Here is a 21,493-nt window from a genome sequence, read left to right as displayed (position 1 = left end):
ATCATCTTAATATAGTAAAAATCAATAGTCAATAAAAATTTCATGAATGTGAAAAAAATATAATTATTTTTTGTGAAAAACCATTGACATAAAAAAACAGCAGCATTATAATATGATTATAAAATTCATGAATGTGAATTTCATGAAAGTGAAATGCGAGGGAGGAGATTTAATGCCAAGATTAACAAAGAAAGAAAAAGAAGAAATTCAATTGCAAGAAGAACTTAACAAATTAAAAGAAGAAAAAATTATGAATTTTATTTATGATACTTTGAAACAAAATGATTTTAGTGATAAAAGGATAATAAGACATATAACAAAAAGGAAAGAAGGAACTGATGATTTAAAATATGAGATGATTTTATTTGTATATGAGAATCCACAACAAGGTAAAAAGTATGAAAATGATGATTTTTTAATTTTGTATAGATTTTCAGAAAGGGGAAAATGGCAAATAATAAATTTTCATGGAACGGAGATAGTGAAGAAATTTTCAAAAGAAATGTTTTATGAAATTGTATATGAAGTCCAAAATGAAAATTAGAAACTTATAGGTTTTATTTTTGCTCATTTAAGAATAAGTCTATTCAAATATTTTGAAGGGAGAAAACTCTATGGAGAATATTAGAACTAATACTAGGATTGATTTACTCAAGAGGGCGTTAATGAAGAGCAAATTATTGAATATAAGTTTAATACTTCAACATAAATATGGTATACCGAATGTACCTTGTATAACCACAAATTTTCATTGGTATCAAATTATACTTGAAGAAGATTATTGGCAATATAACCATCTATCTAAAAAAACACCTTTTCAATTTAAAGATAGTGAATTAATTAAGATCAATCCTGAATCTGCTGCACTAAAGTTAGCAAAACATCTTAAGAAGATGACTTCTTAAGATGTTTTGTAATAGATAAAGAAATGCAACCTAAGTGATAGGTATTAAGCCTAACTTTTAAGTTTTGTACATTTACATATTATGAGAGTAACACAATTGAAATTGTGTTACTCTGGTGAAATGCTGCAAACCTTGATATATAAGCATTCTTGTAAAATGACTGATTTTGTTAAAGATGAGTGTAACATAGTGGGCTCCCAGATTACAGTTAGCGTGCTATAATGAGAGCAGAAAAATATTGTGAAGGGAGCGGTCATTATAGAATTAGTTCAGCCGATAAAAGAAATGGAAAAAATTATTGAACTTAAAAGGGAACTTTTAAAAAGGAATTACAAATACTACATGGTATGTGTTATGGCTCTTAATACTGGAATGCGTATAGGAGATATTATCACTCTTAAGGTTGCAGATGTGAAAAATAAGACCCATATCGTTATAAGAGAAGAGAAAACTAATAAAACGAAGTTATTTCCAATCAATGCTCAATTACGTGATGAAATTAATCAGTATATTGCTAGAATGGAAAACGAGGATTATTTATTTGAAAGTAGACAGAAAAATAATATTGGCGTAAAAGTAAATATTACAAGGGTACAGGCCTACCGATATATTAAGAGCGTAGCAGAAGAAATTGGCATAGAACACTTTGGGATGCATTCTTTCAGAAAATCATTTGGGTACTTTTATTATCAGCAAACAAAAGATGTAGCAAAATTAATGCAAATTTTTAATCATAGTAGCCAAGAAGTGACAAAGCGATATATCGGCCTTTCGCAGGATGAGATTGATGAAAGTCTACAGAACTTCTTTTTATAAAGAAGATAGGAATTGTACAATTAAATACTAAATAATTATAGAAATCTAACAGAACTAATTTACCGATTTCTTTATACCAACAGTTTTATTGTATTATTCCCTTATTAAGAAATTATGAATTTTATTTTTGGTAAGCATATTATCAAATACCTCCCCCAAAAAATATAGCAGTATAATTATTAGAAGAAGATATCTTATTGAGAAATCTTCTTTTTTAATTTTTTATTGGATAAGTTTACTTAAATGAGCAAATATTTTGTAAATGGATGGGAATTACTGTTAGAAATTGTTATAATGTTGTTGAATAAGAGATTAATTGGGGGAATGGAAGATGTATATCTATAAGATTATTGTTGAGAATTTTAGGACTATAAAATCCTTAGATTGGAAACCCAACAAGGATATTAACATTATCATTGGACCAAATGGATGTGGGAAGTCCTCCTTGGCTACGGCGTTAGATTATTTATTAAATCCATATTTACAGTGGTATAACAGAACACTATCGGAGATGGATTACTATAATAGAGACACAGAAAAACCTATTTTAATTGAGGTTTGGTTTAAAGATGTAGAAGACTTTGTGATTGATGATGGTGAATTGTTTTTGGAGCATATAAATGAAGATGATCAAATTTGTGAGAGTGGGAAAGATCTTGTTCTTATAACAAAATTTAAAGGATGCAGCGATAGGAAAGTTTCACACACAATTGTAGCAAATGGAAAGGAGCATCCATTTAGACAAACTCATAAAGGTATATTGAATTATAAATATATAGAAGCCGATAGAGATCCTTTAAAGGAATTGTCTTTTGTTAATAATTCTGTTCTTTCAAAAGTAATCCAAAATGATAAATTAAGTGATTTAGTACAAGGTATCATTAATGATTTTAACAATTCATCGAGTAGTTCATTAATGAATGATCCATATTTCAAAGAAATTCTTGAAAGTTTAGGAAGGCGTTTTGCTAATTTTGATTTAATTTCAAATGATGAAGTTGCTATTGGAGTAGAAGCAACAGAATTAACTGAAAGGAAGACACTACAATCATTTAGCCTTGTTTGCAAAAACAAAAATACATCAAACTATATACCACTTAAATATCAATCTAGAGGAATAAAGAATTTAATGCTACTTATTACACTACAGGAAGCAATGAGCAATAATGGGATTTTGTACTTAGAAGAGCCTGAACAGAATCTTGAACCATTTATGCAACGAAAAATAATTAAAAGAATAAGTACATCTAATAGCGGTCAAATTTTCTTTACCACACATTCTATAGAAGTTGCAAAAGTGTATGATTTTGAAAACATCTTTTTAATGAAGAATGGAGAGATATATAATTTACCTAGCCCTCAAGAAGTAGATAATGCTTTTGAATCCAGAATAGAAAAGTTTGCTAAAAGGGAATTAATATCAGGGTTGTTTGCAAAAGGTATTTTATTAGTAGAAGGAGATTCTGAATTATCAGGATTACCCTTGTTTTCACAGGAACATGTTAATGGATTAGAAGATAGTGGAGTAGAAATAATCAAAGGAGATGGTAAAAATAATGTTTTTAAATACGCACTTTTTTATCATAAGTGTGGAGTTCCTAGTATATCTCTTGTAGACAATGATTCAGATATTACTTGGCTATTAGACGAATATTCTAAGAACAAAATAAGGAGCATGATATTGAAACAACCTAAAGATTATGAGACTTCAATTGTTAATATGAAGGTGTTTCAAGACTGCTGGATAGAATTGTTTGAAGAGAAATATCCATTTAAAGAGTATAAAGATAACTATCTTAAGCCCTTTGCATCAAAAGACTCTAAAAGTGAAATATTGAAACAAAAATATCAAAATGATGAAAAAAATATTAAAAAGGTAAAAACAATTGAAGAATTAGTAGAATTGTTAAATGCTGATGAAGTATATGAGTATAAAAAACAATTTCTACATCTGAATTTGGCAGGAATAATTAATGCAAAGTTTGTAGCAGCATATCTAATTAGTAAGGCTGAAGAAAAAGAAATTCAAGACTTCATCCCTGTTGCTTTTTCAAATATATTTAAACTTATAGGAGTATATATGGGCAATAACTCCATCTGTACAAATTCGGTAAAATGCGTAGTAAATAAAATCATAGACAATTCGTTCGAACATATGGATATTTGCGAACAATGCGGCAGTATCAGTCCAGATTATACAAATGTGTTGCAAGTAAAGGGTGATTTATAATGATTCCAAATAAAGAGCAAGAAATTATAATTAATCATTTTATTAATAACAAAAATGGAAAAAGAATATTATTGGTAGAGGCTCCACCCGGAACTGGTAAGACATATACTGCTGTTTCAACTGCTTTGCATTATATACGATCGAATATGAAACAAGATTCAAAATATAACAAGAAGGTACTAATACTAACATTCTCTAAAAATGCAAAAGCACAAATTGAAAAACAATTAGACGATTTAGATATCAGTAATGAGGGACTAGGAAAATACATAGAAATTACAAATTTTCATTCGTTTTTTCAAAAGTATGTATGGGCGTATAATAAGTATTTAGGGCTAAATGAAAATTTAATGATTGCTTCTCCTAAACAAAGAAGGAAACTATTAACTGAAAAACTTTCCTATATATCTGATTATAGTGGAGAAGATGATGACCAATATGGCTGGGTAGAGTCCTTGCTAGAGGGAGAGTTCTATCCACTTACACATAAAGGAAATATAAAGCCTGCCGTTAAGAGATTAATTCCATATAAAGAAAATATAAAAAATAGTATTAAAGAACTTAATAAAGATGGATATATAGGATTTTCGGATATAGGCTATTACATGAAAGAGTTACTAAACAAATCGTCTTCTTTACTTAAAGTTATTCAAAATAAATACGATATGATTATTTTAGATGAATATCAAGATGCTTCAGATCTGCAAGATGAAATAGTTAAAAAGTTAATTGGAGAAAAAAATAAAGCAATCTTTTTTGCGGATTCAAAACAAATGATATATGGCTGGAGAGGGGCTTCGCCTAACAGAATTATTGATTTGCTAAAAGAATATGGTAACGAAATAGAGCAAAAGGCGTTAGTTACTTCTATGAGGTTTAAAAATCAAAAAGATATTGAAGGTCTAATTAAAAATGCAAGACAGGAAACATACGACATAAATGGTTTCAAATCATCTGAAAATGTAAAACACATAAAAATAAAAGTCAAAGATAAGAATTTGTTTTCTAAACAAAGTAAGAACAGTATGTATGCAAGCCTAAAATTTAAGATTATAGATATATTGCCTAAATATGAAAAGCGAAAGGACAAGTCAATTGGGATTTTGTGTAGATATAATGAACAAGTAGACTTTATCAAGAAGGCTTTAAGAGAAGATTTTAAAATATCTTCACAAACAATCAGCAATAATGAAGAAGAGCATAATATTGTTTGTGATCTAATAGAGTTTTTGGAAAAGCAGAGGAAGGATTTATCGAAAGATGAATTAAGTAAAGAGATAGCGAAATATATTTTTTCAGTAATATATGATGATAATATCGGAGCCATTAAGCGAACTAAATTAGATGAGGTGAAATTTGCTAATTTTAAGAATGCTCGATTGTCCCTTTTAAAAGAGATTGCCTCTTTTATTGAAGAAGCACAAGAAAGCAAAGATTTTCTTGATTGTCTTGTCAGAAGTATAAACACAGTAAAAAACGGTCAGTTAAATGTGAATCATGAGAACTTATATTTAGTTAGAAAAATTTTATCTAGTAAGAAAAGTACACCTGAAAAGATTACGGATTTATTTCTGCAATATCAGTATTTAAAAGCGTTTAAAGACTTAAAAGGGATATATGTTTTAAATGTTCATCAATCAAAAGGGAGAGAATTTGATTTTGTGTACTTAGTTGATACAGAAACTATGAGTAAAGAAAGTAATTTACTTTACGTGGCACTTAGTCGAGTTAAAGAGAAGTTAGTAATTTTTGATTGGATTATATAAGAAATTTCTTGACTTCATTATAATGAGATAACTATTTTTATAGAAAGGAATAAAAAATGAAAAATCCACTATGCTATCAAACAACTGAATTTGACTGTGTACCTACTACTTTTATAAATTCCCTAAGATACTTATTACCGAGAAAGGAAATTCCGCCAGAGGCTATACAAGCAGTTTATATGTATTCTCTTGATACCTTCAATAGAAATGGAGAGAAAGGAAAAAAAGGCACAACTTATTTTGCTGTCCAATATATCTGTAACTGGCTAAATAATTTTGGGGAAACTAATAATTTTAGCATTAGATATGAGACTTTAGAAACAGAGGAAATTTATTTAGATAAAGATAGTAAAATAACTCAATGTATTAGTAACGGTGGGGTAGCGATTATAAGAGTTTACTATACAACAACCTTATATCATTATGTGCTTCTCACTAGCATTGATAAAGATCATGCCTATATCTTTGATCCATATTATAGAGAAAAGATATTTAGAGAGAAAGAACTTGAAATGATATCGGATAAGCCTTTTCAGTATAATAGAAAAGTTAATAGAGCGTGGTTCGAATCTATTGAGAATAAGAAATATGCTATGGGAATGAATGAAGAGAGGGAATGTATATTGGCATATCAAATTTAGTCTAGGTAGGGGGATGAACCGGCGGATAGTAATTTTGTTAACATAGTTGGATATCAGTTAGAAAAGGTAAATACAGGGATTGTGGAGTGGCTGCTTGATTCTAAAAATTTGAATAAATAATTTAATAAGAGGTGCAGATACAGTAAAATTAGTATTATTTGCAATCATACAGAGTTTAATAGGAGAGAAGAGTATGGGGATAAGAATAATAGGTATAGATTGTGCAGCAGACCATAAAAAGGTAGGTATGTCTTTTGGAACCTACAGTAAAGGATATATAGAACTTGTGAAGACTGAGATAGCGTCAAGCAAAGGATCTATCGCTTCGGTTGTTCATAAGTGGATAGATGACAGCAGCAAGGTGCTAATCGCAATTGATGCACCATTAGGATGGCCTTTAAAGATGGGACAATACTTAGCAAATCATAACGCTGGAGATGTATTATCTATTAACGCTAATGACCTATTTAGAAGAGAAACTGATAAGTTTATAAAGAAAAAACTTGGAAAGCAGCCATTAGATGTTGGAGCGGATAAAATAGCGAGAACTGCACATTCAGCATTGACAATAATTAATGAGTTACGGCAATTAACGGGTAAATCAATTAGACTTGCTTGGAATAACGAGGAAATAAATGATATTGCTGTTATAGAGGTATACCCTGCTGCAACTTTAGATCGTTATGGAATAACTAATTTGGGCTATAAGAAAAAAGAACAAAAGTACATAAGACAAGAAATGATTAATCAGATGAAAAGAAGTATGGTCATATCTATTGATACTGATATCATGGAGAATAACGATGATGTTTTAGATAGTGCGGTTTGTTTACTAGCCGCCAAGGATTTTATTGAAGGAAATGTGTATTGGCCCGAGGATATAGAACTTGCTAAAAAAGAAGGATGGATATGGGTTAGAAACATTAAATAAAGAATTAGGAGGAAGTACGTTTATGGATAAGAATCCAACAACTTTTATCAGTTATAGTTGGGACAGTGATGAACATAGGGGATGGGTTGCAAGTTTGGTTAATCTGCTGAGAGAAAATGGAGTAGATGCAACAGCAGATGTTTTTGAAACTCAAAAAGGAACAGTAAATTTAAATACAATGATGGTTAAAAATATAAAAGATAATGACTATACAATTGTTGTACTGACTGAAAAATATGCTGAGAAAGCAGATGAACTACAAGGTGGAGTAGGATTTGAAACTAGTATGTTATTATCGTATATTCATGAGAACATGCAAAAAATTATTCCTATAATGAAATGTAAGGAAAACAAGAGTAAGGCTATACCATTTTATTTAAAGGGTGCTCATTTTATTGATTTTTCAGAGCGACATGATTTTAAAGAAAAGTTTAATGAATTGTTACACAGGATATATAAAGTAGATTTAGTAGAAAGATCACCATTAGGTAAGCGGCCTGATTTAAAACCTAGAAAATCAATAGATGTCTCTTTATCGGTATCAGATGATTTTGAAGATATAATACCTAATTTCAAAAAAATTACTGATGCAGATAAAAATAGATTTATGAAGGATAGTTTTATTCAATTAAGGGATGGTTTTATTCAGTTATTGGAGAATACGAGGGGGAAAAATTCAGATTTTGACTTTGATTGCGACAATATAACAAGTAGAAAAACAATATTTAAGTTATATTTGCATGGCGATCAGAAATATGCTATTAAAATATGGCTAGGAAATAACTTTGGAAGAGGATCGGAGACGATTAACTTTGCCTATGGTAATCATATCTCAGATAGTGATAATTCTATGAATGAGATAGTAACCTGTGAGGTCGATAAGGATAATACATTAAAGTTAAGAATGACAATGAATATGTTTGGAGATGCAGAAGCAAATACACCGGTAGCGGTTTTAAGAGAAGTGTGGAGAAATGTGTTGCAGTGGATCAAGTGAATTAAGGGGGAAGCGATATGGATATAAATTTTGGGCAATTAAAAGAATATTCAAGTAGGGCATTTTATAGTTCTGATAATCCACAAGCAAGGGTATTAAGTTTTATAATTAATGAGATAGAGAAAATTTTTGACGCTAGTGATATTGTATTTGCTTATCCTAAGAACTTATTTATTAATAATAAGCAGGTTGAACTGTTTTTAATAGACTCTAAAAAACAACTAATTAAGGCAATCTATGAAGACAAAAACCTTACTATTTCTGTATATTTTGCAAAAGATATAATAAATTTTTACAATAAAGTGAATCATGAGGATGATTCAAGATCCTTGATAATCAAATTTGCAAGTAGTGAGACAATTGAATTTAATAGTAGGAACGATACAAATACTCATCATATCCAGCGTTTTGATGCTTTGATTTTAGAAATGTGTAAATTTATGATGAAGTAAAATATTAAAAGATTAAGATAATAAGAGATGTTTATATGCTTTTTATATAATTTATTTAGGAATAGTATAGGAAATATCAGGATATTACGACTTTGCCCTTTTATAATAAGCAGTATAGTATAGAACTATAAAGTTATGAGAGGGTGTTAAGATTAAATGAATAATAAGGGTAGCGTAGTATATGGTGAAGTATTTCAGGAAATCTGCATACAATCTATGCATAGTCCTACTACCAAGTATGTTGTGAGGTGTGGAAATGTGAGTTGGGGGAAAAATGGACATTTTAAACCCGCAATATATGTCTTAATGAAATATAAAAACTATATTGAGAAACATACAAACCCACCACATTATATGATTGAACCAGATAATAATGGAATTAGTGATGTGACTAAAGTTATTGATGCAATACAAGAACTTAAACAAAAATTTGGTATCAATTAGTAGAGAGATATTCTTATATAAATAATGATGTATTTAGAAATCCATGGGCGTTCATAAGGGCCTATGGATTTCTAAGTTTTTCAAATGTCATAGCAATATGCTAGAAGAAAATAGAAATAAATTAGATGACGGCCCTGTAAAAAATTAATAAACGAGTTATAATTGTCTAGAATATAAGTAAGGGAGGTCTTGCATGAATAAAACGAATCGAATTCTCGTTGCTTTGATTAAGATAGTTTGCTTATTATTTTTAGCCTGTCTAATAGTGGAGTTATTTAGCCCACAAAATATAATTTCTGATTTAGTTCAAAAGAGTATTTTTAGCATTCTAATTTTATCTAGCATCTTGGCAGTATTGGCTATAATACAATGTAACCTGTGGAAGATAAGAACAGGATTCAGAAAAATTTTCATGAGATAAATAATTATAAATATATCTTGCTACTTTTTGAATGCGTCTTTTCAAAAATAAAGGATATATGAACTTAATGTCCAAATGCATGTTGTAAAAATAAAATATTTGATATAGAAAAGGAACACTTAGAATCAGAAGATATTATAATGCTCTTTGATTCTGTGTTCCTTTTCTATTACTAATGAAACAATTTCCATAATTATCAAAAGCACATATGAGTTAGTAAAGTAATATCTCATGGCGATATTTAATTGCAAATATGTATGTAGATAAAAAAGTCTGCTCACAAATAAAAAACATTGGTTAAGAATAAAAAAGTTTGATTGGAAGTCGTGGGTGTTTTGCAGGTTAATGCTGCTGAACATTCACGGCTTTTTTATGCAGACACTCCATCCAAAGCGGGTTGGCGAAGCCTACGGCATGTTAATGGCAGAGGGAGGAGAGAAAAAGTAGAAGAATAAATAGGTAAATAGATAAACCGGGGGGGTTTGCAGCAATGCGGGGTGATATAGCCTCGCTTTTTTCTTTCCCAAGGCGATAGCCTATCGGCTTGCAATAACCCTACGCATGGCAATGGTAGGGGGCAGATAGATTCAACCAAGTCCTGAAATAACCTCCGTTAATGAAGATACCAATGACTAAAAATGAGGCAAGTTCTATAAAATTTAATAGTTTGTGTGTGATTTTTAGTCATAGGAGAGGTTGTGTTAATATACGGTATTTTCGGTGGTAATGCAGTAGATAAGCGGGTTAATGGTAGATGTACGGTTAGAACATAAGGTTTGCATTTCGGCTGTAATTTAACCTTCCTCAGTGGAAGAAGCAGGGCGAGTTGAAGCATCAATATTTACTTTTTTAATCATTTCTTCAAAGAGATTAGAAGAAGTTTCTTTAGTTATATTCCAGCCGCAGGAATCAGTAGCATATTCAAGGGAAGTCATTGCAGGGCTATCGCCCTTCTCCTCACGATTTTCAAACATAGCATTATCACACCTTTCCAATTAGTTTACTACATGATAGCACAGATGTTTTTTCAAATAAAGGGGCATTCTTAAGGCGTTAGCCTGTCGGCTGCCAATAAACTCCGACAAGGCATTATGGAATGTGCAATGGTGAAATTTATCTAAGATGGACCTGCAAAAACCATGCGGTTTGAGCAGACTTTTTTATCTTTTTTGACTCTTATTTTTGTCTTTAATTGGGGATTGTGTGAGCATAATTTGCGGTTCCATGAGCAGACTTTATTATTTTGGGAGTACATGTAAAATCGGTGTGGCAATAGACATTCTGCGGATTTGAGCCTTGCTGTCCCTTAAGCAGACTTTTTTATGTTTTGCCAGAAGCTGTTGCCATAAAATAAAGTTGGAAAATAAAAATGGCAATGATATTTATTCGAAATTAAAAATGGCAAGACAATTACAATTTTTAAAAATAGGAAAAGGAGTGTACAATTTTAGTGTATACTCCTTTTTTCTGTTATAGATCACTAAAGTAGGTGTTCATGTACAACAAAGTTGGTAAATGTTTTACCTTATAAAAAGTTATCATAAAACGAGGTTGTTCAAAAATGACAGCCTCTTTTTTAATGCAGTGAATCTAAGAAATTTGTAATATATCAGCTGATAAAAATCCAGTATGGGTAATTGGCTATATAACAAGATAATCTTGGAACTAATAATAGACTTGCAGAATGTATAAGAAACTTATGAATAAATATTTAAATAAGAAATTGTTGGCATTAATAGAGTTACATATAATATTTCATGGTTATTTATTTCAGCGCGAATAGACTTAAAGAAATACATTCCTTTATAAATCAATAAAGTAAGCTATAAAATTGATATAAGTGGCAATATATTGGGATCTTCGTTAGAATAGTAAATTAATCAAGAATAAATAAAAAGGAGGATAGCTATAACATGAAAATATCTAACTGGCTAAGAAACTACATAAAAGATAGAGGCGGAGTTATGAGTGTAACAATTAGAACAGCTATTGGTGGATGATGAACAGCCTATAAGACACCATCAGGTCTGATGGGAATGCCAAAAGCACCAGAGAGTTTTGAGGAGTTCAATATTGATGATGTAAAAATATATGTTGAAAGAAGTATCCTAAGTAAATATGTTATAGACAACGAAATTCTTATGGTAATTGAAGGATATGGAAGGTTTAAACTGGAGAATATTTATGACAGTCTGGCAAGATGAATAGAAATAAACAATCTGATAGAATAATAATATTAGGGCTATTTTTGAAGATAGTCCTAATATTATAAGGAACATATTGACAACCATCTATATATAATGGATAATATAGATAGATATCAATGTGTCTTAGGAGATGATGTGTAGTGAAAGAACAGGTAGAAATTTTTAAAGCACTCTCTGATGAAAATCGACTAAAGATTCTAGAGATGCTATCTTGTGGTGAATTATGTGCTTGTGACATTCAAGATGGATTAAATCTTACCCAACCCACAATTTCACACCACATGAAGGTTCTGCAGCAAGTGGGTTTAATCCATGCAGAGAAAAGAGGGAAATGGGCATTTTATTCGATTAATCAAGACCAGATAGATAGGATATGTGGTTTTATAAAAAAAATTACAACTCCGTCTAATGATTGCATTTGTAATGCTTTCTCATGTAACTGTGAGAGTTCAAGATGTATAGAAGAATAGATAAAAAATGGAGGGATTTATATGGAAAAGAAAGTTGTTATTAATATCTATGAGCCACCAATGTGTTGTACTTCAGGGGTATGTGGTCCATCACCAGATACTAAACTAATGGATTTACAGGACGCGATTAAAAGATTGGAAAAGGAGTTCCCTGAGGTTTCGATAAACCGATATTCCATGAATTTTAGCCCGAAGGAATTTATGAACAACAAAGAGGTTTTTACCAAGGTGAAAACGGAAAAAACCAATGCGTTGCCTATTATCACTGTAAATGAAGTTATTATAAAAGAAAAAGATTACTTAACCTATGATGAGTTCGTTGAAGCTATCAAAAATGCATAGGAGGTTTAAGATGAATAAAATGCCGCAGTTTATATTCTTTTCAGGAAAGGGTGGAGTAGGAAAAACATCTATGGCCTCTGCCACAGCTGTTTTCTATGCGGAAAAAGGACTTAAGACACTAATCGTAACGACAGATCCGGCAGCAAACCTTTCCGATGTTTTTGAACAAGAAATTGGTCATAAGGTAACAGCTATTCATGGTATCGAAAATTTGTACGCCATGGAAATAGATAGCGATCAGGCGACAGCTGAATATCGTGAAAGAGCATTGGCTCCCATTAGAGAAGCCTTCGGCGACGAAATGGTAGCTATTATGGAGGAACAGCTTCAATCCCCATGTACGGAGGAGATGGCTTCCTTTGATAAGTTTACGGATTTCATGGATACAAATGAATATGAGCTGGTTATATTCGATACAGCTCCAACTGGACATACAATTCGACTGTTAGAGCTTCCTGTAGACTGGTCTAGACATATCGAAGAAAGCTCTAAAGGATCAGGGCAGACCTGTATGGGGCCTGTACAAAACATTCAGGATGCCAAAGAAAAGTATGATAATGCTGTGAAATTGCTTCAAGACAAGGAGAAGACCCACTTTATTTTTGTACTACAACCAGAAGCCACACCGATTAAGGAAACGATACGGTCGGCAAAAGAACTGGGCGAGATTGGGATCAATACCAGTGAGGTCATCGTAAATGGCATTTTACCTGAGGAAGAGCTACAAAATCCATTTTTCAAAAAACGTGGAGAAATGCAAAAGAAATATCTAAAGGAAATCAATGAACAAATCCAATTGCCAAAGAGAAAAATGTTCCTGCTAGCAGAAGAGATCAGAGGGTTGGATATACTGAGAAAAGTGGGAGATGTTTTGCACAATCAGCAGGAGGCGGTGAATGAAATTGAAAGCGGAAACTAAAGTAATTCTACCAAGAAACAAAAAGCCTAAGCTCATATTCTTTGCAGGAAAGGGTGGGGTAGGAAAAACATCTATGTCCTGTGTCACTGCTGCATACTTAGCGGATAAAGGATTTAAAACTCTGCTACTTACCACCGATCCAGCTTCCCATATAGGAGACGTATTTGAGCAGGTGATAGATGAGAAAATCCAAGAACTGAAAGGTATTGATAATCTGCATGCTCTTAAAATAGATCCAAAGAAAGCAGCCAAGGAATATAAAAACAAGATTATGAGTGATGCCAAGAAAAATAATTATTCTCCAGAAATGCTCATGGCATTAGAAGAGGAACTGGATTCTCCATGTACTGAAGAAATGGCAGCCTTTGATCGCTTTACAGACTATGCTGATAATGAAGAGTTTGATGCCATTATATTCGATACAGCACCTACAGGACATACATTAAGACTACTTGAACTCCCTTTAAGTTGGAATAAGCAGATTGAGTTAAAATCTGCTATGAATACAGTGAATGAAGGGGATTTGAAGGCGCAAGAGCGATTTAAAAGAGTCATTTCAAAGATGAGGGATAAAGAGCAGACTACCTTTGCCTTTGTAGTATACCCTGAGAATACACCAATACAAGAAGCTTATCGCGCTGTAGAGGAGCTAAAAGGTGCTGAGATTTATACTCAACTTATTATTGCCAATCAAGTATTGCCAGTAGAATACTGTACTACAGAGTATTTCAAGAAAAGAAGAGAGATGCAAGATAAACATCTTACAGTAATAAAAGAAAAGTTTGATTGTGAAATATTAGAAATGCCTTTATTTGCTGAAGAAATAAAGGGATTGGATACCATAAGAGAAGCTGCATCGGAACTATATAAATAAATCACTGGAGGGATTTTACATGAAAAGATTAGAAATGTTGGTATTTGGTGTTAAGCCTCAGGGCTGTGGTTGAGGACCTGTAGATAGTTGCGGGCCAACTAGAACAATCATGGATGATATTCAGGATATGAAAAATGCTTTGAAAGAAGCTAATTTATTAGGAAAACTAAATGCTTTAAAGTTTATCGATATATTTTCGCCAATATTAGAAAGATATCCTGATGTACAGAATAAAATCAGCAATGGAGAGGTAGAAGTACCCCTTGTTGTTCTAAATGGTGAAGTAATCAGCCAGGGAAGTATTGATATCCATAAAATTATGGGTAAAGTACAGTCTATATAGATATATAATAAATAAGCCCAGGGATATCCTGGGCTTATCATACTAAATATGGAGTGGTATGAAATGGGAAGAAGAATTGCATTCATTTCAGATATACATGGAAACATCAAAGCATTAGAGGCTGTCCTACAGGATCTTGATGAAAAAGGTATTTCATCAGAGAATATTTATTGCCTTGGCGATCTGGTAGGATACGGCCCGAGGCCAAATGAAACAATAGAATTCATTAAGAAGTACAATATTCAATCTATTCTTGGTAACTATGATGAAGCTGTAGGATTTTATCTACCTACTTGTGGATGTAATATCGAATCTGAAAACGACAGAATGAGATCAAAAAATTCTCTAGAATGGACTGCCCAGCACACTACAGATGAAAATAAAGAGTTCTTGAGGAACCTTGAGGAACAAATATCTTTAGAAATAGAAGGATATACAGTTTTATTGACCCATGCAAGTCCATATTCTATCAATGACTATGTTTATGAAAGTGACACAGAAAAGCAAGAGGAAATTGCTGAAGAATTAGATGAAGATATAGTTATCTTTGGTCATACGCATTATCCGTATTATAAGAAGATAGAGAATAAGATATTTATTAATGCGGGAAGTGTAGGAAGACCCAAAGATGGAGATAACAGAGCTTGTTATTGTATCTTAGAACTTGGCGAGGATATTAGCGTGGAATTCATACGAATTCCATATGATATAGAGAAGGTAGCGAAAGAAATAGAGGGCTCTGCGTTATTGGATGTTTTTGCAGAAGTATTGAGGACAGGAAGAGATATCAAATAATCTGCGAAATCTTGAAGATTGAAAGACATACACTAGAGGTCGCATCAGCATTATTTCTAATTTTGGTGAGACCTCTATTATGTGGCAATGTCATGGAAGTTAACAAAGATTTAACGCTCTATATATTTACACATCAGAATATCATGATATATAATTAAAATCATAAGGACTAGGTATTCTATCAAAGTATATAGGTTATGATCATAACAAGTGGATATCAGGAAAGAAGGGAATAGGTATGGAAGTACAATTGAGCAATGAAGATATTATGAGGCTAAAGCTAATAAGTAAATTCTTTAAAGGATTTGCTGATTACAGCAGATTACTAATTTTCGAGAGTCTTATGGATGGAGAGAAGACTGTAACAGAAATTATTGAATATACAGGATTTAGTCAATCTAAAATATCGAATCATTTGAAATGCTTGAGGGAAAGTGATTTGGTCCAAGCACGGCAAGAAGGCAAATTTATCTATTACAGTATTGCAGATGAAAAGATCAAAACAATTCTTGTTTTATCAAAGGAATTGATCAAAGATGCTTCAGAGGAAAAATATAATTGCATGAAGTACTAGGAGGTGTAAATATGAAATTTGCGGTCATTTCTGACGTCCATGCAAATATCTATGCTTTAGAAGCTGCTTTAGAAGATATAGAGAAAAAGGGCATAGAAGTAGTTTATTGTACTGGAGACTTAGTTGGATATGCGCCCTTTCCCAATGAGGTAATTCAACTTATAAGAATGAGACAGATACCTACATTACAAGGCAATTATGATCATAGTGTAGGTGAAGATTTGTTTGCATGTGGATGTGACTACAATGTTCAAAGTGCCATGGATCTTGGCGCCCAGTCTCTTTTTTGGTCACGGGAGCATACTACCTATGAGAATAAGAAATGGCTTCGGGAGTTGCCAAAACAGCTTTGGCAAGAGGTTGAGGGTAAGAAAGTCCTATTCGTCCATGGCAGTACGCGAAGAAATAATGAGTATTTGTATGAGAAGTCTAAGGAGTTGGACGAAATTGCTGAAGGAGCAAACTTTGATATACTTATCTGTGGGCACACTCACAAACCCTTTCATCAGTTAGTGAATGACATTCATTTTATGAATGGCGGTAGTGTGGGCAAACCAAAGCATGCCCAAGGAGATCCAAGAGGAACTTACATTATTGTAGATGTGACCAAGGACCACGTGGAGATGGACATACAATATGTCACATATGATTATGAAAAGATGGCCCAGGCAGTGATTGACGCAGGGCTACCAGAAAGGTTTGCAGAGAATTTAAGAGGAATTCTGTAAGTGTAGGTTGTTCAACGAGATAGCATACTTATTTGAAGAGGTGGCAGTATGAAAAACATCCGAACAATGATTGGTGGCAGCATCGCAGGCATTTTCGTTATGAGTGTATGGGGAAAGTTCGCTGAAAGCTATGGTATTGCAGGTGGCTGGGTAGCAGCTCTCATTATTATTGGTACTATGTGGTTCTTAAATCACCATATTGGCATACTCCACAATCCCGAGGAGGGTGCATGGGTGGATATGGCCTTAGCCATCGGCGTTTGTGGTACATTGAGACCAGTATTCTCCGCAGGCTCCATTACACCACTGATAGAATCAATTCCTACTCTTGTGATTGTAATCCTTGGAGGGATTGCTGGTGGAATTATGGCAGCGATCATTCAAAAGGATATAGAGAAAGAAAAGCAAGAAGGTAAAAAAGCTTAGTTTATCGATATGGAAGGGAGCAATAAACGTGACGGTAGGACTGATGATTTCAACGTTTGCAGGTGCATTTATTTTTCCTTTTTTAGTTAGTTTGTGTTGGGGAAAGATGGTAGAAACCTGGGGTGCTATCGGCGGATGGATGGCAGCAGGATTTATTGTAGGGACAGTCTGGACATTAAATCACGGGATAGGGATGATTCATCAGAGTGGAGGCGCTTGGGTGGATATGGCCTGGGCAGCAGGCGTAGGCCTATTGGCTGGAGCTAAATATTCTGGTGCAAGTTTAAGAAAAGCTATGCCTACAGTTGTTTCTTCAATCCTAGGAGGAGCAATCGGTGCATTTATTCTAGCTACATTTCTATAGAAAATATAATAGTCTAGAAGACAAATAAGGAGGATTCAACATGAAAAAGAAAGTAGCATTTGTATGTATTCATAATTCTTGCCGTTCTCAGATGGCAGAAGGTTGGGCAAAACATTTAGGGTCCGATGTTTTAGAAGTTTACTCTGCAGGGACGGAGGAATACCATGAAGTAAAGCCCTTAGCAGTTCAGGTGATGGAAGAAGCAGAGGTGGATATGAGTGAGCATTATCCTAAGCTGTTGACAGATATTCCTGAAGAAATCGACATATTGGTTACCATGGGATGTGGCGTTGTTTGCCCATTTGTGCCATGTAAGCATGAAGAAGATTGGGGTTTAACAGATCCTTCCGGTGGACCTATTGAAGGATTTAGAGAAACAAGGGATATCATCAAGTCAAAGGTAGAAGACTTAATTGAAAGAGTAAAAAAAGGTGAGTTATAGAAAATGGGAATCCTTTGGGTTCCCATTTTTGAGTTTGATTAAATAATGAACTTATTTAGGCTAAAGAAGTCTCTCCATAATCGTTACATCAATCCACTTGCCATCTAAGATACCTTGCTGAATATAGGTACCCACTTCCCTAAAGCCTACAGATTTATACAGGTGCTGACCTGCTTCATTAAATTTAAAGGTGCTTAAAACCAGTTTGTGAAAACCCTGTTCCTTCGCTACGCCAATAAGGTTTTGTAGAAGAATCTTTCCCAATCCTTTTCCGCGCATATCTCTACGAATATATACGGAAATATCGACAACACCGCTGTAACAGCATCTTGAATTAAACACATTTAAGGATGCCCATCCGTGGATAGTTTCAGTGTCATCCTGTACTATCAATACCTTATGCTGGTCGCTTCTATTCAATAGCCATTCTTTCATATCTTCGTCTGTTCGCAATCTGGTTTCTAAGGTAGCGATTCGATCCTCAATTCCTTGATTATAAATTTCTCGAATAGCTGGAACATCATCAGTGGTTGCAAACCTAGTTGTGAAGTTCATAAGATAACCCCCTACTTGTAAGCCTTAATGTATGCCCCTGCAAAAGCGCCATCTAGAATTTCAATATCAGTCTGGGCAAGGATATCTGCTAGATTTGTATCTTTTTGATTGGCGAGACTTTCTATTACGCTCTTTGTATAGACATGGACAGGCTCGATTTCTACATTTGTAAAGCCTACTTTTTCTAAAATCTCTTTGTATTCACCGACTTTAAGGGTTCCGGCAATACATCCAGCCCATAACTCAGCACTTTTTCGTACATGATCTGGTACATCTGTTAGATTTACGATATCAGCGATTGCTAGTCGTCCACCTGCTTTTAGTACACGATGGGCTTCAGTTAATGCTCTTTCTTTATCTTCCGATAGGTTAATGACGCAATTGGATAGAATACAATCAACGGCTTCATTATTTAGTGGAATTTCTTCGATAAATCCTTTGATAAACTCTACATTGGTAGCACCCATCTTTGTCTTATTTTGATTTGCCAGCTCAAGCATTTCATCAGTCATATCAAGACCATAGACTTTCCCGGTCGCTCCTACATATCTTGAGGCCACCAAGACATCAATACCACCGCCGCTTCCTAGGTCTAAAACTGTTTCGCCTTCTTTTATATCGGCAAATATTACTGGATCTGCACAGCCCAAGGATGCAGCGACAGCCTCTTTAGGCAAGTTCTTTAGCTGTTCGCTGTTATAAATGAGAGAGCTATTACTAACATCTCCACAACATGAGGCATTGCATCCACACCCGCTGCTACTTGTTGATTTCACTTGACTTGCAATACCACCGTAGTAATCCCTTACTTTCTGTTTAACATCAAAGTTCATAATATAACCCCTTTCCCTTAACAACATTTATTATTTTTTATAGCTTTAACCAATAACTGAAGACTTTCAATCACCTGATCCCTTTTATCATCGGCTATGGACGCAAGAACAGTTTCAAAATATTGTGTCATACTCTCTTCAATAGAATGAAAAGATGCTTCACCTTCCTTTGTTAGTTTTATTTTCACATACCTCCTATCACTTGGATCTATTTCTCTTTCAACGAGATTTTGATTAACTAGATTATTTACAGTTCTACTCATGGTACTATTGTCTAAATTGAGCAATTCAGCCAGTTCATTTAATGAGATCGTTTTTCTACTGCCAATCTCAACGATAGCATGACATTGGCCAAGGGTTATGCCGCAGCAGGAAGCTTCACTTTTTTCTAGGACACCCAGATTTCTAACCAGGGTTTTAACAAGTTCTCTAAGTTGCTGACTGTTATTTGTATTTGTCATGTGTATCACCTCAATATAATTGTAATATAAAATAATTGCATGTTGCAATAGTATTTTAAATTTTTTTATTTTTTATGCAAATGATATATAAGTTCAAGACACGGGGACGTTTCGATTGTCTGAGCGATATTCTTATGATATTCTGAGACAGGGGGGATAGCATGGCAAGGATAGCAAGGGTAAGAAGTAAAACTGGAATCTATCATATCATGCTTCGGGGGATAGACAAAAGAAATATCTTTTTAGATGATGAAGACAGAATGAAATTTATAGAGAAGCTACTCAAGGCAAGGAAAACTGCTGGATTTAAACTTTACGGATATTGTCTCATGGATAATCATGTACACCTATTGATAGGTGAGCAGGAGGAGATCGGCATAAGCATTAAGCGTATTACTGTAGGTTACGTTCAGTGGCATAATAACAAACATGAAAGAACAGGACACTTATTCCAAAATCGGTATATGAGCGAAGTCGTTGAAACAGAGGAATATTTAATAAATGTATTAAGGTATATTCATCAAAACCCAGTAAAAGCTAAAATCACAAATCATGCTAAGGATTATCCATGGAGCAGTTATCAGCAGTATATCCTGGCATATAACAGACAAGAAGCTTTCGTGGATGATCAACTAGTCAAAGCATATTTTGAAAAGGACACCGACTTTGAAGAGTTTATGAATGCTTCTACAAAAGAGGAATTCCTAGAATACAGGACTACTCAAAAATATACCGATGCAAGACTTAGAAAAATCTTTGAAACAGAGATACATATAGATGCATTATTAGAGATGGGCAGTGAAGAAAGAAATAAAATAATTAAAGAGATATATCAAAGAACAGGGGCTAGTATAAGACAGTTAGGAAGAGTACTAGGGGTAGGAAAAACGATTATTGAAAAGGCTATAAAATAGAATAAGTAGAATACTTTACTTGAAAAAAGAAGACGAACGAAACGTCCCCGTGTCTTGTATAGATATGAATGTAATATCTACTATGGATGGGAGGTTGGTTAATAATAATGTCTAAGAAAATAATTATAGTTTTAATTATTGCTATTAGCATAATTAGTTTTTACATTTTTTTTACTCAACCAATCAACTTCAATGATGCTGCAAATATAGGAAGCATAGAGGATATAGAAGAAATTAGAATATATGCTCATTATCGGAAGGGAAGTTTCGGTAGTTCGTATGATCTTATAATAGATGACAAAAATGATATTGATGAAGTAATCAACATCTTAGACAACTATAAATACTCAAAAAAGTTTAGTTTTAAAAATCTTATGCCGGGAGATTCTGAAAATATAACAGGAAAGACATATTCGTTTATGCAAATCTTTATAACTCATAGTAGTTCCAAAAACCAAATCATGCATCAGCGGCTAACTATTGATTCTTACAACACAGTTAATATAGATTATACTACAGGTAGACATTGGGAAAGTGAATACAATACTAGTGAAAGTGATAAAAATATTTTTGAAGGATTGTCTGATTGGTTAAATCCTTTGATTGAAAAAGATAATTTAAAATTTTAGCTTTATCGATTGAA

General features: G+C 33.2%; 28 protein-coding genes. 24 read left to right on the top strand and 4 right to left on the bottom strand.

All coding sequences use genetic code 11. The annotated features are described in order from the left end of the window. Positions 1–172 precede the first annotated feature (172 nt). From HNQ80_RS05665 to HNQ80_RS05620, 10 genes are all read left to right on the top strand, one after another. Positions 173–544 (top strand): hypothetical protein, encoded by a 372-nt coding sequence (locus HNQ80_RS05665; protein WP_184309036.1) that lies wholly within the window; start codon positions 173–175, stop codon positions 542–544. Positions 545–614: 70 nt separating this feature from the next. Continuing rightward, entirely contained in the window at positions 615–905 is a 291-nt protein-coding gene (locus tag HNQ80_RS05660) for a hypothetical protein (RefSeq protein ID WP_184309034.1), read from the top strand. A 285-nt stretch (positions 906–1,190) separates the two neighbouring features. After that, positions 1,191–1,721 carry a tyrosine-type recombinase/integrase gene (locus HNQ80_RS05655; RefSeq protein WP_207726873.1) on the top strand — a complete coding sequence of 177 codons (531 nt, stop codon included), beginning with the start codon at positions 1,191–1,193 and terminating at the stop codon, positions 1,719–1,721. A 331-nt stretch (positions 1,722–2,052) separates the two neighbouring features. Next, positions 2,053–3,951: an ATP-dependent nuclease gene (locus HNQ80_RS05650; RefSeq protein WP_184309032.1), complete on the top strand. Its 1,899-nt coding sequence runs from the start codon at positions 2,053–2,055 to the stop codon at positions 3,949–3,951. Next, the gene (locus tag HNQ80_RS05645; protein WP_184309030.1) at positions 3,951–5,717 is read left to right on the top strand and encodes an ATP-dependent helicase; all 1,767 of its coding nucleotides are present in this window, start codon (positions 3,951–3,953) and stop codon (positions 5,715–5,717) included. The genes HNQ80_RS05650 and HNQ80_RS05645 overlap by 1 nt, the downstream gene beginning before the upstream one ends. Before the next feature lie 56 nt (positions 5,718–5,773). Beyond that, a complete protein-coding gene (locus HNQ80_RS05640) occupies positions 5,774–6,358 on the top strand; it encodes a hypothetical protein (RefSeq protein ID WP_184309028.1) in 585 nt (194 codons plus the stop codon). Between the two features lie 193 nt (positions 6,359–6,551). Next, on the top strand, positions 6,552–7,289 hold the full coding sequence (locus HNQ80_RS05635) for a DUF429 domain-containing protein (RefSeq protein ID WP_184309026.1): 738 nt from the start codon (positions 6,552–6,554) through the stop codon (positions 7,287–7,289). Positions 7,290–7,311: 22 nt separating this feature from the next. Beyond that, on the top strand, positions 7,312–8,286 hold the full coding sequence (locus tag HNQ80_RS05630) for a toll/interleukin-1 receptor domain-containing protein (protein ID WP_184309024.1): 975 nt from the start codon (positions 7,312–7,314) through the stop codon (positions 8,284–8,286). A gap of 17 nt (positions 8,287–8,303) precedes the next feature. After that, positions 8,304–8,738 carry a DUF3908 family protein gene (locus tag HNQ80_RS05625; RefSeq protein ID WP_184309022.1) on the top strand — a complete coding sequence of 145 codons (435 nt, stop codon included), beginning with the start codon at positions 8,304–8,306 and terminating at the stop codon, positions 8,736–8,738. A gap of 156 nt (positions 8,739–8,894) precedes the next feature. Further along, positions 8,895–9,182: a hypothetical protein gene (locus HNQ80_RS05620; RefSeq protein WP_184309020.1), complete on the top strand. Its 288-nt coding sequence runs from the start codon at positions 8,895–8,897 to the stop codon at positions 9,180–9,182. A 1,215-nt stretch (positions 9,183–10,397) separates the two neighbouring features. On the opposite strand, the gene HNQ80_RS05615 is transcribed toward HNQ80_RS05620, so the two are convergent. Further along, a complete protein-coding gene (locus HNQ80_RS05615; protein WP_184309018.1) occupies positions 10,398–10,577 on the bottom strand; it encodes a hypothetical protein in 180 nt (59 codons plus the stop codon). 1,056 nt (positions 10,578–11,633) lie between these two features. Here HNQ80_RS05615 and HNQ80_RS05610 point away from each other — a divergent pair. From HNQ80_RS05610 to HNQ80_RS05555, 12 genes are all read left to right on the top strand, one after another. Then, entirely contained in the window at positions 11,634–11,807 is a 174-nt protein-coding gene (locus HNQ80_RS05610) for a hypothetical protein (RefSeq protein WP_207726872.1), read from the top strand. A 143-nt stretch (positions 11,808–11,950) separates the two neighbouring features. Continuing rightward, complete coding sequence (locus HNQ80_RS05605; RefSeq protein WP_184309014.1) at positions 11,951–12,280, top strand: ArsR/SmtB family transcription factor; 330 nt, start codon at positions 11,951–11,953, stop codon at positions 12,278–12,280. Positions 12,281–12,301: 21 nt separating this feature from the next. Continuing rightward, the gene (gene arsD, locus HNQ80_RS05600; protein WP_184309012.1) at positions 12,302–12,622 is read left to right on the top strand and encodes an arsenite efflux transporter metallochaperone ArsD; all 321 of its coding nucleotides are present in this window, start codon (positions 12,302–12,304) and stop codon (positions 12,620–12,622) included. A 10-nt stretch (positions 12,623–12,632) separates the two neighbouring features. Next, positions 12,633–13,541, top strand: a complete 909-nt coding sequence (locus tag HNQ80_RS05595; protein ID WP_184309010.1) for an ArsA family ATPase — start codon at positions 12,633–12,635, stop codon at positions 13,539–13,541. Next, positions 13,519–14,415 (top strand): ArsA family ATPase, encoded by an 897-nt coding sequence (locus HNQ80_RS05590; RefSeq protein WP_184309008.1) that lies wholly within the window; start codon positions 13,519–13,521, stop codon positions 14,413–14,415. Before HNQ80_RS05595 ends, HNQ80_RS05590 begins: the two co-directional genes overlap by 23 nt. 109 nt (positions 14,416–14,524) lie before the next feature. Next, positions 14,525–14,758: a DUF1462 family protein gene (locus HNQ80_RS05585; protein WP_207726871.1), complete on the top strand. Its 234-nt coding sequence runs from the start codon at positions 14,525–14,527 to the stop codon at positions 14,756–14,758. A gap of 63 nt (positions 14,759–14,821) precedes the next feature. Further along, positions 14,822–15,553, top strand: a complete 732-nt coding sequence (locus HNQ80_RS05580; protein WP_184309004.1) for a metallophosphoesterase family protein — start codon at positions 14,822–14,824, stop codon at positions 15,551–15,553. A gap of 238 nt (positions 15,554–15,791) precedes the next feature. Next, the gene (locus HNQ80_RS05575; protein ID WP_184309002.1) at positions 15,792–16,127 is read left to right on the top strand and encodes an ArsR/SmtB family transcription factor; all 336 of its coding nucleotides are present in this window, start codon (positions 15,792–15,794) and stop codon (positions 16,125–16,127) included. An 11-nt stretch (positions 16,128–16,138) separates the two neighbouring features. Continuing rightward, positions 16,139–16,855, top strand: a complete 717-nt coding sequence (locus HNQ80_RS05570) for a metallophosphoesterase family protein (protein WP_184309000.1) — start codon at positions 16,139–16,141, stop codon at positions 16,853–16,855. A gap of 48 nt (positions 16,856–16,903) precedes the next feature. Then, positions 16,904–17,281, top strand: coding sequence for a Lin0368 family putative glycerol transporter subunit (locus tag HNQ80_RS05565; RefSeq protein ID WP_184308998.1), 378 nt, complete (start codon positions 16,904–16,906; stop codon positions 17,279–17,281). 28 nt (positions 17,282–17,309) lie between these two features. Continuing rightward, positions 17,310–17,645 (top strand): Lin0368 family putative glycerol transporter subunit, encoded by a 336-nt coding sequence (locus HNQ80_RS05560; RefSeq protein ID WP_184308997.1) that lies wholly within the window; start codon positions 17,310–17,312, stop codon positions 17,643–17,645. Positions 17,646–17,685: 40 nt separating this feature from the next. Then, positions 17,686–18,087 carry an arsenate reductase ArsC gene (locus tag HNQ80_RS05555; RefSeq protein ID WP_184308995.1) on the top strand — a complete coding sequence of 134 codons (402 nt, stop codon included), beginning with the start codon at positions 17,686–17,688 and terminating at the stop codon, positions 18,085–18,087. Between the two features lie 60 nt (positions 18,088–18,147). On the opposite strand, the gene HNQ80_RS05550 is transcribed toward HNQ80_RS05555, so the two are convergent. Genes HNQ80_RS05550 through HNQ80_RS05540 form a run of 3 tightly spaced genes read right to left on the bottom strand, consistent with a single transcriptional unit; the run spans position 18,148 to position 19,936 of the window. Next, on the bottom strand, positions 18,148–18,642 hold the full coding sequence (locus HNQ80_RS05550) for an arsinothricin resistance N-acetyltransferase ArsN1 family A (protein ID WP_184308993.1): 495 nt from the start codon (positions 18,640–18,642) through the stop codon (positions 18,148–18,150). 11 nt (positions 18,643–18,653) lie between these two features. Continuing rightward, entirely contained in the window at positions 18,654–19,475 is an 822-nt protein-coding gene (arsM, locus tag HNQ80_RS05545; protein ID WP_184308991.1) for an arsenite methyltransferase, read from the bottom strand. Between the two features lie 17 nt (positions 19,476–19,492). After that, positions 19,493–19,936, bottom strand: coding sequence for a MarR family winged helix-turn-helix transcriptional regulator (locus HNQ80_RS05540; protein ID WP_184308989.1), 444 nt, complete (start codon positions 19,934–19,936; stop codon positions 19,493–19,495). A gap of 161 nt (positions 19,937–20,097) precedes the next feature. On the opposite strand from HNQ80_RS05540, the gene HNQ80_RS05535 reads away from it, so the two are divergent. Then, a complete protein-coding gene (locus HNQ80_RS05535) occupies positions 20,098–20,850 on the top strand; it encodes a transposase (RefSeq protein ID WP_184308987.1) in 753 nt (250 codons plus the stop codon). Positions 20,851–20,957: 107 nt separating this feature from the next. Beyond that, a complete protein-coding gene (locus HNQ80_RS05530; protein WP_184308985.1) occupies positions 20,958–21,479 on the top strand; it encodes a hypothetical protein in 522 nt (173 codons plus the stop codon). Positions 21,480–21,493: the final 14 nt, after the last annotated feature.

This window comes from Anaerosolibacter carboniphilus, assembly GCF_014205875.1.
In the GTDB taxonomy this organism is placed as follows: Bacteria; Bacillota; Clostridia; order Peptostreptococcales; family Thermotaleaceae; genus Anaerosolibacter; species Anaerosolibacter carboniphilus.
Note: the sequence above shows the minus strand (reverse complement) of the source record. Positions and strands in the feature narration are given on the sequence as shown.